Annotated in this window: 14 protein-coding genes; 4 read left to right on the top strand and 10 right to left on the bottom strand. The window is 43.1% G+C overall.

Annotated elements, in window-relative coordinates; all coding sequences use genetic code 11:
• Nucleotides 1–82: 82 nt before the first annotated feature.
• From EC846_RS16940 to EC846_RS16900, 9 genes are all read right to left on the bottom strand, one after another.
• The gene (locus EC846_RS16940) at nt 83–808 is read right to left on the bottom strand and encodes an amino acid ABC transporter ATP-binding protein (protein WP_171067072.1); all 726 of its coding nucleotides are present in this window, start codon (nt 806–808) and stop codon (nt 83–85) included.
• A gap of 14 nt (nt 809–822) precedes the next feature.
• Nucleotides 823–1,506, bottom strand: coding sequence for an ABC transporter permease subunit (locus tag EC846_RS16935; RefSeq protein WP_123775854.1), 684 nt, complete (start codon nt 1,504–1,506; stop codon nt 823–825).
• Nucleotide 1,507: 1 nt separating this feature from the next.
• Nucleotides 1,508–2,251: an amino acid ABC transporter permease gene (locus EC846_RS16930; RefSeq protein WP_004775249.1), complete on the bottom strand. Its 744-nt coding sequence runs from the start codon at nt 2,249–2,251 to the stop codon at nt 1,508–1,510.
• Nucleotides 2,252–2,327: 76 nt separating this feature from the next.
• On the bottom strand, nt 2,328–3,272 hold the full coding sequence (locus tag EC846_RS16925) for a transporter substrate-binding domain-containing protein (protein ID WP_123775853.1): 945 nt from the start codon (nt 3,270–3,272) through the stop codon (nt 2,328–2,330).
• A 446-nt stretch (nt 3,273–3,718) separates the two neighbouring features.
• The gene (locus EC846_RS16920) at nt 3,719–4,906 is read right to left on the bottom strand and encodes an ammonium transporter (protein ID WP_004775246.1); all 1,188 of its coding nucleotides are present in this window, start codon (nt 4,904–4,906) and stop codon (nt 3,719–3,721) included.
• A 351-nt stretch (nt 4,907–5,257) separates the two neighbouring features.
• Nucleotides 5,258–6,667 carry a short-chain fatty acid transporter gene (locus EC846_RS16915; protein WP_069576823.1) on the bottom strand — a complete coding sequence of 470 codons (1,410 nt, stop codon included), beginning with the start codon at nt 6,665–6,667 and terminating at the stop codon, nt 5,258–5,260.
• A 131-nt stretch (nt 6,668–6,798) separates the two neighbouring features.
• On the bottom strand, nt 6,799–7,440 hold the full coding sequence (locus EC846_RS16910) for a CoA transferase subunit B (protein WP_004775243.1): 642 nt from the start codon (nt 7,438–7,440) through the stop codon (nt 6,799–6,801).
• Nucleotides 7,441–7,442: 2 nt separating this feature from the next.
• Nucleotides 7,443–8,147: a CoA transferase subunit A gene (locus EC846_RS16905; protein ID WP_004775240.1), complete on the bottom strand. Its 705-nt coding sequence runs from the start codon at nt 8,145–8,147 to the stop codon at nt 7,443–7,445.
• Between the two features lie 146 nt (nt 8,148–8,293).
• Nucleotides 8,294–9,178, bottom strand: coding sequence for a LysR family transcriptional regulator (locus EC846_RS16900; RefSeq protein WP_062846055.1), 885 nt, complete (start codon nt 9,176–9,178; stop codon nt 8,294–8,296).
• 499 nt (nt 9,179–9,677) lie between these two features.
• Here EC846_RS16900 and EC846_RS16895 point away from each other — a divergent pair, with 499 nt between their 5' ends.
• From EC846_RS16895 to EC846_RS16880, 4 genes are all read left to right on the top strand, one after another.
• The gene (locus EC846_RS16895; protein WP_123775852.1) at nt 9,678–11,102 is read left to right on the top strand and encodes a GntP family permease; all 1,425 of its coding nucleotides are present in this window, start codon (nt 9,678–9,680) and stop codon (nt 11,100–11,102) included.
• Between the two features lie 72 nt (nt 11,103–11,174).
• Entirely contained in the window at nt 11,175–11,960 is a 786-nt protein-coding gene (locus tag EC846_RS16890) for a 3-hydroxybutyrate dehydrogenase (RefSeq protein ID WP_123775851.1), read from the top strand.
• 127 nt (nt 11,961–12,087) lie between these two features.
• Nucleotides 12,088–13,107, top strand: coding sequence for a molecular chaperone DnaJ (locus EC846_RS16885; RefSeq protein ID WP_123775850.1), 1,020 nt, complete (start codon nt 12,088–12,090; stop codon nt 13,105–13,107).
• Between the two features lie 127 nt (nt 13,108–13,234).
• Complete coding sequence (locus EC846_RS16880) at nt 13,235–13,606, top strand: endonuclease domain-containing protein (RefSeq protein WP_004775235.1); 372 nt, start codon at nt 13,235–13,237, stop codon at nt 13,604–13,606.
• A 160-nt stretch (nt 13,607–13,766) separates the two neighbouring features.
• Here the strand turns inward: EC846_RS16880 and EC846_RS16875 are convergent, their stop codons facing one another.
• Nucleotides 13,767–16,667, bottom strand: a complete 2,901-nt coding sequence (locus EC846_RS16875) for a valine--tRNA ligase (protein WP_123775849.1) — start codon at nt 16,665–16,667, stop codon at nt 13,767–13,769.
• Nucleotides 16,668–17,022 lie beyond the last annotated feature (355 nt).

Below are 17,022 nucleotides of genomic sequence, written 5' to 3'. Positions count from 1 at the left end.
CTTATTGTTCAAAGAAAATAGCGCTTTTATTTCAGCATAAAGCAGCCTTAAAGGCTGCTTTATATATCGTTTGATCAATCTGTTAATGTAAAATTTTATTGAGAAACTGCTGCGCACGTTCCCCACGTGGTGTACCAAAGAATTCATCTTTGGAGCAGTCTTCAACAATTTTACCTTGATCCATAAAGATAATCCGGTTCGCCACCTGACGGGCAAAGCCCATTTCATGGGTCACACACATCATGGTCATGCCTTCTTTGGCCAATCCGACCATTACATCCAGTACTTCATTGATCATTTCAGGATCAAGGGCAGAGGTGGGTTCATCAAACAGCATGGCAATCGGGTCCATACTTAGCGCACGCGCAATCGCAACCCGTTGCTGTTGTCCACCTGAAAGCTGGGCAGGATATTTATTGGCATGAGCACTGAGTCCAACACGATCCAGATAAGCCAGCCCTTTTTTATTGGCCTCCGCTTCTGAACGTCCCAGTACTTTGATCTGGGCGATGGTCAGGTTCTCGGTAATGCTGAGATGAGGAAACAGTTCAAAATGCTGGAAAACCATACCGACACGACTACGTAGTTTGGTCATATCAGTTTTAGGCTCATGAACAGGTACGCTATCGACAAAGATCTTACCTTGTTGAAATGGCTCTAATCCATTCACGGTTTTAATTAAGGTGGACTTTCCTGAACCTGACGGACCACAGACTACGACCACTTCACCTTGACTGATCTGGGTGGTGCAATCGGTCAGTACCTGAAACTGGTCGTACCACTTACTGACATTTTGGAGGTCTATCATTACTTTATTGTCGCTCATACACGTAACCTCCTTTGTAAACGTTTAACTGCGAATGTCGCAATGGCGCTGATGGTAAAGTACACAAGTCCTGCAAATAGAATATATTGGGTGAGCAAGGACATTAAATCTCCACGAACATAGTTTGTTCTGAAAAAATCGAGCAGGCCAATGGCATAGACCATTGTGGAATCCTGAAACAAGATGATGGTCTGCTGAAGTAATAGCGGCATCATTTTCCTAAACGCCTGCGGCAGAATAATTAGACGCATCGACTGCCCATAACTCATGCCCAGTGCGGATGCGGCAGCAGCCTGCCCCTTTGGAATAGACTGGATACCAGCACGCACAATTTCAGAAAAGTAAGCGGCTTCAAACAGCATAAACGCGACGATACTGGAAACCAGTGCGGTATCAATGGTCAGATATTGGCCTGTTACTGCGGTATAAATAAACGGTACAGCAAAATAAAACCACATCAGAACTAGAAGCAGAGGAATGGAACGGAACATGTTGACATAGGCCTGTGCAATCACATTCAGGACTCTGATCGAAGACAGACGCATCAAGGCGAGGAGGGTACCAATCGCAATCCCCCCGATTGTTGCCACAACCACGACCTTTAGGGTAATGCTGAAGCCATGCCACAGCGCAGGCCCCGACTGCTGTAAATCACTGAGAAAAGAAGTTAACCATTCCATGCTATTTTCCTCCTGATATTAAACCAGGAATGCGCAGGCGCTTTTCCAGCAGGTTCATGGCAAAGATGAGACAGATATTGATAACAATAAAAATCACGGTGACATAGGTGTAAATTTCGATCGTATTCTGGGTGTATTCACTGATGGTTTTCATCTGTGAAATGATTTCAGCAACGCCGACCAAAGACGCAACCGACGTATTTTTCACGCAGTTGGTCAGTTCTGAACTCAACGGCGGTAAAATGGTACGAAAAGACTGTGGCAGAATGACATAACGGTACAGTTGCACCGTGGAAAATCCCATGGCATAACCCGCATTAATTTGCCCAGTTGGTAAGGCTTCAATACCTGTACGTACCTGTTCACATACACGCGCTGCGGTAAAGAGTCCGAGTCCGATACTGGCCGAAATCAGTGCAGTGGTATTGGCGCCAAGATCATTCATCCACCAGTTTTTGATGGGTGCAGGGAGAAAGTTGGGAACCACATAAAACCAGATAAATAACTGAACCAGTAACGGTACATTCCGGAACAAGGTCACATACGCTGTGCCAATGGCTCTGGCTGTTTTATTTGGAAGCGTGCGCATAATCCCGAGGATACTGCCCAGCAGCATGGCAATGGTCCATGCAACAATAGCAATCACGATCAGCCATCCCAGGCCCGTTATAATCCAGTTCAGGTAGGTGGTGTCTCCAATACCTGTCGATTGCCACAAAACTCCCCAGTTCCAGCTATAATTCATAATAACTCCTGAGAAGAAACGGGAGAACATCCTCTGTTCCCCGGTTCTGCAATAATATGCTTGTTATAGAGGGGAATTACTCATCCCGATCATGTGGATTGGCAATCAGAGCTTTGAGCTGATCAGACATCGCAAAGTCTAGGTTAATATTTTTTGGTGGAATCGGTTGCTGGAACCATTTCTTATACATGTTATTGATTTCACCAGAAGCATAAGTGGCTTTAATGGCATCATCAACGACCTGTTTAAAGCCTGTGTCACCTTTACGGAGCATACAACCATAGATTTCATGGATTGGCGCAGTGCCCACAATTTCCCACTGATTTGGGTCTTTGGCTTTAGATTTTTCACCTGCAAGCAAAATATCATCCATCATAAATGCGGCAGCACGGCCATTTTGTAGCATCAGGAATGACTCAGCATGGTCTTTGGCAGAAATGATTTCGCCAATACCGAGTTCTTGCTGATGTTGACGGATATAGCGTTCAGAGGTGGTTCCCGCTGTTGTGACTAGCTTCTTACCTTTTAAATCTGAAAAATCTTTAATTCCTGAGTTCTTGGCAGTCAGCAGTCTTGAACCAACTTCAAAGAAACCTACCGAGAAATCAACCTGTTGCTGACGTTCTTTATTGTTGGTGGTCGAGCCACATTCCAGATCGACCGTACCATTCGACACCAGTGGAATACGGTTCTGGCTGGTCACAAGGTTATAGCGGATTTTCAGGTCTGGCATGTTGAGCTTCTGCTTAACGGCCTCAACTACTTTTAGTTGCAGGTCATGCGCATAACCGACTGGCTGATTTGGATTGGAAGCAATGTAAGAAAAAGGAATCGAGGAATCACGATAACCAAGTACAATCGTACCAGAGCTTTTGATCTTGTTTAATGTGCCTGAAGATGAGGCATTACCATCAGCTGCTTTTTCACTAGCAGCAGGGGCCTTATTGTCACTACAGGCACTTAATCCCAATATCAGCGCGCTTGCACAAAGCAGGGAGGTCATGGTGCGTTTATGTTTCATATACAAAACTCCTTTTGTATCGTTATGATCGCATTCGTAATTGTTGCGGTTTAACCGTTCATTGTTATGAAAAATAATGTTTTCTTTCTAAACATAAAAAATACATTATTTTTCATCTTAATAAAATTTAATACGTTTGCTCAAGCGATATTCTTTACCGTTTTGTTAATGGTAACTGTTGATGAATTAAGCAATTTTTAAAGGAAAAATCCGATTAAAAGTTGCAAGAAACATAAAGCATAATGTATGCCATGATTTTGACCCTTATTTTTCCTGAGAGATTGAATAGAAGCAGTGATTTGAATGAATATCTTAAGCAAGCTGGATCATTGTTAAAGTTGCGGCATGGCTGGACAAGAACAGAATAAGATCATGCAAACTGAAGTGATATTGCTGAGTGCCCATAAAAAAAGCGGCCTGATCAGCCGCTTTGAAATAGATTAAAATTAAAACATGGATTCTTCTGAGTTCGCTGAAATTTTATGAATTGAAAGATCGGCACCGCGATATTCATCTTCCTGAGAAAGACGCAGCCCAAGTGTCGCTTTTAACAGGCCATAGACAAGGAAACCGCCAGCTAGTGCAACGATAATCCCCAAGCTGGTACCAATAATCTGTGAAATAATGGAAACGCCACCGAGACCGCCCAGCGCTTGTTGCCCAAAGATTCCCGCGGCAATGCCACCAAAGGCACCACATACGCCGTGTAAAGGCCAGACACCCAGTACATCGTCTACTTTTAGTTTGTTTTGGGTATAGGTAAAAAGGTAAACAAATAGTGCACCAGCGGTTCCGCCAATCAATAACGCACCAATAGGGTGCACAATGTCGGAACCTGCACAAATTGCGACGAGGCCTGCCAATGGACCATTATGCAAGAAGCCCGGGTCATTTTTACCCATAAAGTTTGCTGCAAGCGTTCCACCTACCATTGCCATGAGCGAGTTAATCGCAACCAGACCTGAAATCGCCTCAACCCGTTGAGCGCTCATCACGTTAAAGCCAAACCAGCCCACAATCAAAATCCATGAACCTAAAGCAAGGAATGGAATTGATGAAGGCGGGTGTGCGCTGACACGACCATCATTTTTATAGCGACCATGACGTGCACCCAGCAAAATCACTGCAGCCAAGGCAATCCAGCCACCCATGGCATGTACTACAACGGAACCTGCAAAATCATGGAAACTTGCCCCAAATGAGTTCTCGAGCCACTTTTGCAAACCATAATTGCCATTCCAGATCATGCCTTCAAAGAAAGGATAGATCAATGCCACCAAAAGTAAGGTCGCGATGGCTTGCGAGCGCATCTTGGCACGTTCCGCAATCCCGCCTGAAATAATTGCAGGAATTGCAGCAGCAAAGGTTAGCAGGAAGAAACAACGCATCAGGTTATAGCCATGATCCGAGGCTAACGTGCTGCCTGCATGGAAGAAGTTTTGACCATAGGCAATCCAGTAGCCGACAAAGAAATAGGCAATCGCTGAAATGGCGAAATCGGTTAGGATTTTACTTAAGGCATTGACCTGGTTTTTATGGCGTACTGTGCCGAGTTCCAGAAACGCAAAGCCAGCATGCATTGCCAATACCAGTACTGCACCGAGCAGTAAGAAAAATAGATCTACGTTTTGCATAGTGGTGCTCAAAAAAAGTGCTAAATTCGATTCTGGCGCATATATTTGATTCATTTTTTGCACCAAAAAGGATTTAGTAAATCTAAAAATTCAGGCTGTAGCGAAACAACCCAATTTGATGAAATAGATAATGCAAAAAGTGCACCAATTTAGAAATTAATTTGTAATTTTGATGAATAGTGGTGCAATTTGCTTGAAAATAGCACAGTTTTTTAGCGTGGATTGAAACCACCATCAGAATTTAGCTTAGCTTTGTTTTAGAACAACGCGCGTTAGAAGGCTCATTAAAGCATCCTCAGGTTTCATTCTGATCAAGTTGAATGAAACCTGAGGAAGAAAAAGACAGCGTGTTTACATGACTGGTGGGGTATAGGTTAAAGTTCTACCTAAAATCCATAATAAGAACAGAACCAGAGGTAGATGAACAATCAGTTGTGTGACGGTAAAACCAATCACATCTTTGGCCTTGAGTTTTAAAATCCCTAGCATTGGCAACATAAAGAATGGGTTGATGAGGTTGGGCAAAGCTTCCGCAGCATTATAGATCTGTACCGACCAACCTAAATGCACTTGTAGATCATTGGCCGCCTGCATCACATAAGGCGCTTCAATAATCCATTTACCACCGCCTGATGGGACAAAGAAACCCAGTACCGCAGAATAAATGCCCATCACAATGGCAAAAGTTTCTTTCGAGGCAATCGAGACAAAGAACTCTGCAATGTAGTGCGATAGTGATAGGTCTTCGCCGTTCAAGGCTTGCGTCATAATAAAGGCGATACTGCCGTAGAGCGGGAACTGGATCAGAATCCCTGACACAGCAGGAACAGCCTGACTGACAGCGTTCAGGAAGTTACGTGGTGTGCGGTGTAAAGCAAGTCCTAGCATTAAAAATACAAAGTTATAGGTGTTGAGACTGGAAATGGCAATGATCGGATTGGTCTTGGAAAACTCGATAAACATCCAGATCAAGCCTAGCGCCACTACAATAATCGTTAATAACGGTGAGTTCTCCAGCCAGTCGCCTGGTCGAGTCGATTTAACTTCAGTTTTTTCTTCTTCATCAAAACTTAGCTCAAAATCCTGCATGGTTTTAACATTGTCACCTTTTGGTGCAGACCAATAAGCAATCGCAATCGAGACAATTACCAAGATCAAAGTCATCACCAAAGACTGCCACAGGAAAATTGTTTCAGTAAATGGAATCACACCTGTCAGGTTATAGATTGATTCGGGCAGGCTGGCTTTATTGGCCTGTAATTGAGCGGCGGATGAACTGATTCCCAATGCCCACGTTGCACCCATGCCAATAATCGCAGCAGCAGCGGCAGCGCGATAATCCATATTGAGTTCTTTACGCTTTGCTAGCGCGATTACCAGTAAAGCGGTCAAAATGGTACTGACCGCCCAATTGACCAGTGAAATAAGTAGACTTGTGGTGGCAACTAGGACAATGGCACTACGTCCTGAATGTGGAATACGTGCCATCATCTGAATCAGCTTTTTCACAGGCGCAGAAACAGAAACCACATAACCGACAATGATTAACATGGTCATTTGCAAGGTAAAAGGAATTAGACTCCAGAAGCCATTTCCAAATGAACTGGCAACATCCTGTACGGGGGCACCGATACAGATCGCAGCGAATGAAACAATAATGACGCCAAGTAAGGCAAAAATATAAGAATCAGGAAACCATTTCTCTGACCAGTTACTGATACGTAACGCGAAACGTTCCAATAGGGCAGGTTGTTTACTCATCTTAAGCATCCATCTTTGATGTTGTGTTATGAAATCCATTTGTCCTAAATGAATTTTTGCTGCCTAAAAACGGCTAAAAGTGATGCTCGGAAAAGCATCACTTCAATTAGAAATAAAAAGAGAGTGTGTGATTAGACTTTGGCTTCAATCAACAGCTCGACGCCAGTTGCGTCCTGAATTTGCTGTTCAGTCACATCAGGTGCCAGTTCCACCAGTTTGATGCCTTCTGCAACAACATCCAGAACACCCAAGTCGGTAATAATACGATGCACCACTTTTTGACCTGTTAATGGCAAGCTGCATTGTTTAACGATTTTGGCAGTCCCATCTTTGGCATTGTGTTCCATCAAGACCACCACGCGCTGTACGCCTGCGACCAGATCCATGGCACCGCCCATACCTTTTACTTTCTTGCCCGGAATCATCCAGTTAGCCAAGTCGCCCTGTTCAGAGACTTCCATTGCACCCAGAATCGCGATATTGACATGTCCACCACGAATCATGGCGAAGGATTCGCTGCTTGAGAAAAATGCAGCGCCTGCGCGTGCTGTAACGGTCTGTTTGCCTGCATTAATTAAATCAGGATCAAGTTGCTGTTCTGTTGGAAATTCACCAATCCCAAGCAAACCGTTTTCTGATTGCAACCAGACATCAATATCCTCTGGAATGTAATTGGCAACCAGTGTGGGAAGGCCAATGCCGAGATTGACGTAGAAACCATCTTGTAATTCTTGTGCGGCACGTTGTGCCATTTGTTCACGTGTCCATGCCATGATTATGCGTCCTGTGCTTTAAGCGTTTTTTGTTCGATCCGTTTTTCTGGTGTGGCATTCAGCACCACACGATTAACATAGATCCCTGCTAAATGGATTTCATCTGGATCAAGTTCGCCGATTTCAACAATCTGTTCCACTTCGGCAATGGTGATCTTTCCTGCCATCGCACATTCAGGATTGAAGTTTTGTGCGGTTTTACGGAACACCAGATTGCCCGCTTTATCTGCCTTATAGGCTTTGACCAGTGCTACATCTGCGGTAAGAGAAGGTTCCAGAATGTAGGTACGACCATTAAAATCGCGTTGTTCTTTGCCTTCAGCGACCAGTGTGCCTGCACCTGTTGCAGTATAAAAAGCAGGAATACCTGCGCCACCAGCGCGTAGTTTTTCGGCCAATGTGCCTTGCGGGGTGAGTTCAACTTCTAGTTCGCCGTTTAGATATTGGCGTTCGAATTCTTTATTTTCACCCACATAAGACGAAATCATTTTTTTAATTTGTCGGGTTTTGAGCAATACACCCAAACCAAAATCATCAATGCCTGCATTATTGGAAATACAGGTGAGACCTGTCACACCACTTTCTTTCAGAGCCTGAATCAAAGCCTCAGGAATACCGCATAAACCAAAACCGCCAACTGCAAAGGTCTGTTGATCTTTCACGACATCTTGTAATGCCAGTGCAGCCGTCGAATAGACTTTATTCATTTTTTCACCTGTAAATTCCCTGGTTTTTATTAGTTTTAGCACTCAGGACTTATTTACAGAAGTTTAAATTTTTAAAGGATTAATGAGGGAAACTCATTAATACAAGCAAATTCATCTATTTCACTAACACGGTACTCTGACGGGGCTTAGCCAAAATCATGCTGTAAGAGGATGTCGATAAACTCGGCTGAAATATTGGAAAGCTCAAAATCCTTTTTATACACAATGCCGATCGCCTGCGGCAATTTTCCATCCTCAATCTCAATCAAGACATTATGTTCCTTATCGATGAAGTTTTGAAAATGGCGAGGAATAGCACTAACCCCCATATCAAGTGCAACAAAGCTGGAGAGGGAACTAATCTGATGGCATTCGACTTTTAAATCCAAAGTCAGATGGTTTTTAAGACAGTTTTCTTCAATCAGGTGCCGCACAATCGAGGGGTGCTGTAAAGTTACAAAAGGATTTGCACACAGTTGTTTCCAACTGATTGAATCTGCACTTGCCAGTGGATGCGTTTTGGGGAGCAAGGCAAGAAAGTCTTCTTCAAATAATGGTTTAAATTCCAGTTGATCATTGCGTGGTGGTTCAAAGCAAATACCAATTTCGAAAATACCATCCTGTACATTTTCTAGGACTTTTTCATTGGGAATATCATGAATGGAAAAGCTGATATTGGGATGTTTGGCTAAAAAGCTATGGATCACCTGCGGCAAAATCGCATGCGTGACAAAGGGCATCGACGCGATATTGAGCGTGCCGCGATTCAATTTAAAACGTTGTTTAACGTCCTTTTCCATATCCTCCCAATTGGCCAGTAATTTCTTGGCATAAGGAATCAACGATTTGCCTTCCTGTGTCAGTTCTACGCGACGCGTGTTGCGTTTAAACAGTTTGCCACCCAGTTCTTCTTCCAGTGATTTGATACTCAAGCTTAAAGCAGACTGGCTGAGATGCAATTCAGCAGAGGCATTTGCATAATTCAGGGTACGGGTCAAAGCCAGAAATGCCTTGAGTTGCTTTAAAGTCATGGTGGAAGACCTATGCGGAAAGTTTTTGATTTATATGGTGTAATTTATAAAAAAAACCGCACCTTGTGACTGGCATTTTTGTTAATTTGGTATTGCACAGCAAGCTGTTTATTTTAAATAAGTCGGCGTCAGATTATTGCTTAATTTTCACTAAATATCGAAAAATGAATTTTAAAATAAAGATCTAAATATACTTTTATGGGATTGATGAGTATTTTTGAATAGTTAATTTGTTTTATTAATCAATTAAATTTATTACAGTGTATTTTGTTATATTATTGATTTTTAATGATAATTTAAATTATTTATTTTGTTTTAATGATGTTGTTTTTTATGATTTTAATGCTATTTTAAAATACGTTTTTAGTGCGCGTCTTTATTGTAATTTATGTGCTGTAGTAGGCAGTATTAAAATTTTTATGGTTAGGATAACCACCACAGTATAAAAAAAATATTTGGTTGACCCTGACATATATTCTTGAAAATGGAGTAAAAGAATATGTGGGACTTATTTGTCATTCTGCTGTCTTTGGGCTTGTTGATGTACACCGCCTATCGTGGCTTTTCCGTGATTTTGATGGCGCCGTTGTGCGCATTGTTGGCGGTTTTTCTGATTAACCCTGCCAATGTGCTGCCGTTTTATTCAGGCGTTTTTATGCCAAAGATGGTTAATTTTATCAAAGACTATTTCTTGGTGTTCTTGCTGGGTGCGATCTTTGGCAAAGTGGTGGAAATGTCAGGGATTGCCGAGTCCATTGCCCGTACCATTGTGAACTGGATTGGTGCTAAAAAAGCGATTTTAACCGTGGTTTTACTCGGTGCAATTCTGACGTATAGCGGTGTTAGCCTATTTGTGGCGGTATTTGCGATTTATCCATTTGCCAATCAGTTGTTCCAACAGGCCAATATTCCAAAACGTTTAATTCCGGGCACGATTGCCTTAGGCGCATTTACATTCACCATGGATGCACTGCCGGGTACACCACAAATTCAGAACGTGATTCCAACCACATTTTTTGGTACCAATATTTATGCTGCACCGTTTTTGGGTGTGATCGGAGCGATCTTCGTCTTGGGTATGGGGCTTCTCTATCTGGAGTCACGTCGTAAAGCTGCGGCGCGTGCAGGCGAGGGTTATGCGGGATTTGCTGCTGAGGATAAAGTCACGCCAGCGACTGCCGATGTTGAGGCATCAACTCCGACGCATGGTACAGCATTACGTCAATGTATGGCCTTTGTTCCGTTGATTCTGGTTGCGGTCATGAACCGTTATCTGTCTACGGCAATTAAAGAATGGTATCCGAATGGTTTTGATTTTAATGCAATTGGTTTAGCGAATTACAGCGTGGATGTGGCAAAAACAGGCGCAATCTGGGCAGTTGGTTTGGCCTTGATCGTCGGGATTATTGCGGCGATCTTGTTTGATTATCAGCGCGTGGTGACCAACTTTAAAGAAGGTGTAAATGCCAGTATTGGTGGGTCATTGCTGGCAGTGATGAATACCGCTTCTGAATATGGTTTCGGTGCGATCATTGCGGCATTGCCGGGCTTTGCTTTGATCAGTCATGCACTTGGTACAACCTTTACTAATCCGTTGGTGAATGGTGCGGTAACGACGACTGTGCTGGCAGGGATTACAGGTTCGGCTTCTGGCGGGATGAGTATTGCCCTAAGTGCGATGGCAGAGACCTATAACGCTGCCATTGTGGCTGCGGGCATTCCACCCGAAGTAATGCATCGCGTGGTAGCGATGGCGTCAGGTGGTATGGATACGCTTCCACATAATGGTGCCGTGATTACCTTACTCGCAGTGACAGGCTTAACCCATAAACAATCCTATAAAGATATTTTTGCAGTGACCGTGATTAAGACCTTAGCGGTATTTGTGGTGATTGCTGCATTTACATGGTTCGGTATTGTCTAAGACGAATTTTAATTTGAGCTTGCCCATATTGATTGGCGAGCGATACAGATCATCAAGAACAGGAGTAGTACCGTGACTCAACAACTCGAAGCCAAAGTGGCATTTATTACCGGTTCAGCCAGTGGCATTGGTTTAGAAATTGCGAAAAAATTTGCTCAGGAAGGTGCGAAAGTGGTGATTTCTGATGTTAATGCCGAGAAATGCCAGCAAGCGGTTGAGCAGTTAAACCAGCAAGGTTTTGAAGCGTTGTCCGCGCCTTGTGATGTGACCGATGAACAGGCGTATAAAGCGGCAATTGACTTGACCATGCAAAGTTTCGGTCGTCTGGATATCCTAATCAATAATGCGGGTTTTCAGCATGTTGCGGCAATTGAAGATTTCTCAACGGATATTTATCAGAAACTGGTACAGGTGATGCTGACAGGGGCATTTATCGGAATTAAACATGCGTTTCCGATTATGAAAGCACAAAAATATGGTCGGATTATCAATATGTCTTCGATCAATGGCTTGATTGGCTTTGCGGGTAAGGCTGGTTATAACAGTGCCAAGCATGGAGTGATTGGTTTGACTAAAGTGGCAGCTTTGGAATGTGCACGTGACGGGCTTACCGTAAATGCATTATGCCCAGGTTATGTCGATACACCGTTGGTACGTGGGCAAATTGCCGACTTGGCGAAAACCCGTAATGTGAGTCTGGAAAGTGCTCTGGAAGATGTAATTTTAGCGATGGTGCCACAGAAGCGTTTACTCAGCGTGGAGGAAATTGCTGATTATGCGATTTTCCTTGCCAGCAGCAAAGGCGCAGGAATCACAGGGCAGGCTGTGGTGATGGATGGTGGTTATACCGCACAGTAATCCGTTAATCTGATTGAATAAGCCGCTCCATTGGGCGGCTTTATTCTTTATAGAGCTGATTATATTCGAGCGCGCTACTTTCGCCGTCTGATTATTGCTACACTTTTTTATTTCAGGCGGATGTGTGATGTCTTTTGATCTTAAAGTCAGTTTAAAACAAAGGGCTAAACCGTCTGCACAGCAGAAAAAGCTGAATCGCCTGATTGATCAAATAGAACAGCAAAAAATCAGTCTTGCTACATGGCAAAATGCCCAAGCCGAGATTCAACAACACACACGGCAAAAGCTGATGCCTGTGTATAGCGAATTGCATGAAGTCTTGTTTCAGCAGTTAGATCAGCTTTGGAATTTGTTGCAGCAGCATGAGTTTTCCAAAGCCGATATGCAGCAACTGGATGAAAAAATTGCTCAGCTTGCACAGATGCTAAAGCGTTCCAAGATGTTGAAGGATGAACAGTTAACGCTGGTCAAGCAGATTGATACTTTTTATCAGCAACATGCCCAGCAATCGCTTAAAAAGAATAAGAAGGTACAGCCAATAAGATTTGAACAAGATGAAAATTCTGATCAGGATGCAACATTAGAACAAGATGACTTTGAGCAATATGCGGCCGAGCAACAACAGGCAAGGGAACAGGCTAAACAACTTCGTCAGCAGCAAAAACGAGAACAAGCTGAGCAAATGGCTGCGCAGTCGCTGAAAACGGTTTATTTAAAAATTGCTGCGATGATTCATCCTGACCGTGAGCAAGATGAGACCAAGAAAGAAGAAAAAACTGAGTTATTCCAGCAAGCGAGTCAGGCCTATGAACAGCAGGATTTGTTTTATTTACTGAAACTTCAATTACAGTTGGAACAGAATAAAGGGGTAGGCGCTAAAGAGTTATCGGCAGAGCAAGTGAAGTTTTATAAACTGGCTTTAGATGCACAAAGTCAGCAATTGGAACATCAAATTGAAGAAATTCTGGATTCTTTTCAGTTGGGGAAGAAAGTCAAAGCTGAGCATCTGCATATTAGTGATGTGTATAAAGCGATAGATACGGATTGCGCTGAGTTAAAGCAGCAGTTGAAGTGGGAAAAAGAGCGTTTAAAGCATATGAAGAAGGTGAGTGGAGTAAAGATGTTGTTGGGGCATGGGGTTTTATAAGTTACCCTCACCCCAACCCTCTCCCATAGGGAGAGGGAGTTACAAGTGATTATGTACTTGCATAAAATTTATAATGAACATTCCCTCTCCTTGTAGGAGAGGGCTAGGGAGAGGTAAAAAATAATAAATGAAACTAGACCCACAATTATTAGAATTCGCTAAAGCCATGCGCAGTAATGCGACTGATGCTGAAAATCTAATGTGGCAAGTACTTCGGGCTAAACGATTTATGAATCTGAAATTTCGCAGACAGCATGTGATTGCCCCATATATTGTGGATTTTTACTGTCATGAGTTGGGTTTAGTGATTGAACTAGATGGTAGTCAGCATGGTACAAATGATGCGATTGAATATGATGTTGAACGAACTAAGTTTTTAGAGGCTTTGGATTTAAGCGTGGTGCGGTATTGGAATCATGAGATTTTAAAAAATACTGAGAGAGTTTTGGATGATTTATGGAATAAATGTTGTGCGCTTTCTAATAAGACCTCTCCCTAACCCTCTCCTAAAAGGAGAGGGAATACCACATATTAGCTATAGGGCAACATTTCGCAACTTGAAAGGAATCTTAGAGCTTAAAACTTGAATTTATTTTTTAATAAAAAAAGGGCTGAATAATCAGCCCTTTTATTACGGATTGAATTGTAGCCTTTAAAGATTAAAGCGCAGCAATCTGTTCCATACTTTGCTTAATTTTCACTAACTGATCAGCAAACTCTGCCAATTTCACTTTTTCACCTTCAACAACCGCTGCTGGTGCTTTAGCAACAAAACCTTCATTTGAAAGCTTATTGGCAATTTGATCATGTTGCTTTTGAACTTTATCCAAGTCCTTCTGCAAACGACCCAATTCGGCTTTCGGATCAATCAAGCCTTTCATTGGTACAAATACAGACGCATGGCCTACAACACTTGAAGAAGAAAGCGGTGGTTCTTCGCCTTGTGCCAAGAAAGTAATGCTTTCAACTTTCGCCAATGCTTTAAATAACGCTTCGATACGCGTGATTTGCTCACGTTCAGCATCAGAAGTGTTTTGCAATAATACTGGTAATAAACGCGCATTACCTAAGCCCATTTCACCACGGATATTACGTACAGCACCAATCAGACCTTGTAACCACTGCATATCAGCTTCAGCTTGATCATTCACCTTCGCTTGATCTGGAACAGGGTATTGCGCAGTCATAATCGTTGCACCGCCTTTGCCTAACATTGGCGCAAGCGTTTGCCAGATTTCTTCCGTCAAATATGGCATCAATGGATGAGCCAAACGTAAAGAGGCTTCCATCACCGCAAGTAACACACGGCGAACTTCGGCTTTACGCTCTTCTGAGACATCGGCATCGTTCAGAACCGGTTTGGTTAACTCAACGTACCAGTCACAGTATTCATTCCAGATAAAGTCATAGATCGCTTGCGCAGCAAGGTCTAAACGATAAGTGGCGAATGCCTGATGAACCGCAGCTTCTGCTTTTTGCAGACGGCTCATGATCCATTGTTCAGGAAGTTCCCAAAGATCAGGACGTGCTTCTTGACCAACGGTTTGTCCTTCAACATTCATCAACACGAAACGGGTCGCGTTCCAGATCTTGTTACAGAAGTTACGGTATCCTTCAACACGCTTCATATCGAACTTGATGTCACGACCCGTGTTAGCAAGCGCACAGAAGGTAAAACGAACCGCATCTGTACCGTAAGCCTGAATACCTTCCGGGAATTCTTTACGCGTTGATTTCTCAATCTTCGCTGCTTGTTTCGGATTCATCAAACCTGTTGTACGTTTTGCAACAAGGCTTTCAAGATCGATACCGTCAATCAGGTCGAGTGGGTCAAGCACGTTACCTTTAGACTTAGACATCTTCTGACCTTCACCATCACGTACCAAGCCGTGAACGTAAACAGTCTTGAATGGAATCTGTGATGAACCATCTTCATTTTTCATGAAGTGCAGGGTCATCATGATCATACGCGCAACCCAGAAGAAGATGATGTCAAAACCCGTCACCAAAACATCAGTCGGGTGGAAGGTTTTGAGGAAATCATTGGCAGCATCTTTCTCTGCATCACCCGTCCAACCTAAGGTTGAGAATGTCCAGAGCGCAGATGAGAACCATGTATCCAATACATCTTCATCTTGGTTCAATGCAGTATCTGCTGGGATGTTATTTTTGGCACGAACTTCAGCTTCGTCACGACCTACATATACATTGCCTTCAGCATCGTACCAAGCTGGAATACGGTGACCCCACCACAACTGACGTGAAATACACCAGTCCTGAATGTTGTTCATCCATGCCATGTACATGTTGCTGTATTGCTCTGGAACGAACTTGATGCGCCCATCTTTTACGGCTTCGATTGCAGGCTCTGCCAATGGCGCAATTTTCACATACCATTGGTCCGTTAATAATGGCTCAATGATCACACCAGAACGGTCACCGCGAGGTGGCTTCAAGGTATAAGGCTGGATCTGGTCTAACCAACCTTCAGCTTCTGCTTGTTCAACCAGTTTCTTACGCGCTTCAAAACGTTCTAAGCCGATATAGTCTGCTGGTGCAGCAATCGTTTTAGAAATCTGTTCGCCTGCTTTGGCAATGTATTCAAACTCAGCCAAAACTTCTGCATTTTTATTAAAGATATTGATGATTGGCAATTCACAACGCTTACCCACTTCATAGTCATTGAAGTCGTGTGCAGGCGTGATTTTTACACAGCCAGTACCGAATTCTTTATCAACATATTCGTCTTTAACGATTGGAACAGCACGACCGGTAATTGGCAGGATAATGTTCTGACCCACAAGATGTGAATAACGTTCATCATCCAGTGCAACCGCGACAGCAGTATCACCCAATAATGTTTCAGGACGTGTGGTTGCCACAACGATATGATCTTTACCATCGTGGGTACGGAGTGATTTGTCTTCAAAGAAATATTTGAAGTGCCACAATGAACCTGCTTCTTCTTTATCAGACTCAACTTCGAGGTCAGACAGGGCAGTTTGTAGTTTCGGATCCCAGTTAACCAAACGTTTACCACGGTAAATTAAGCCATCTTCATGCAGTTTTACGAAAACTTCTTTCACCGCATTCGATAAACCTTCGTCCATCGTGAAACGTTCGCGTGACCAGTCTACAGACGAGCCTAGACGACGAATCTGACGGGTAATGGTACCGCCTGATTGTTCTTTCCATTCCCAGATTTTTTCGATGAACTTTTCACGGCCCAAGTCATGACGGCTGATGTTTTGCGCACCCAACTGACGTTCTACCACCATCTGCGTTGCAATACCTGCATGGTCAGTACCAGGTTGCCATAGGGTATTTTTACCCATCATACGGTTGTAGCGAGTGAGGGCATCCATGATGGCATTGTTAAAGCCATGACCCATGTGCAAGCTACCCGTGACGTTCGGCGGCGGAATCATGATACAGAATGATTCACCTTGACCTGATGGCTTGAAGTAACCTTGTTGTTCCCAGATTTGATACCACTTCTTTTCGATCTCGGTTGGATCATAAGTGGTTGCAATATTTTGAGCAGATTGAGCGTCAGTCATAGTACAGAAGATTAAAATTGAATAAAAAATTGCATCTATTGTAGCAAAAAATCCTCGCTTCTGTAGGTCTTTCAACATGCCATCGCTGATTCAGTAAAGCCGCTCAAATAATGTATCAATTACGGTTTATTCCAGTTGTTATGTGAGGAGGTATTCGGCTTTTTTACCGATGATGCCACTAATTGATTCAAGATGGGCTGAATCCGGATAAGGCACTTATAAGTTTTGATTTTTTCTCATAAAACCGATGAAAGGCGTTGGATTTTTAAACAAATAAGATTAAATTTATGTGTAATGCATCACATAACTAAAAGATATTGCTGCATAAAATAACAATACAAAAATGCGAAAACTA

Source organism: Acinetobacter sp. BIGb0102 (genome assembly GCF_003815055.1).
Lineage (GTDB): Bacteria > Pseudomonadota > Gammaproteobacteria > Pseudomonadales > Moraxellaceae > Acinetobacter > Acinetobacter vivianii.
This window is presented reverse-complemented; position numbering and strand designations above follow the sequence as displayed.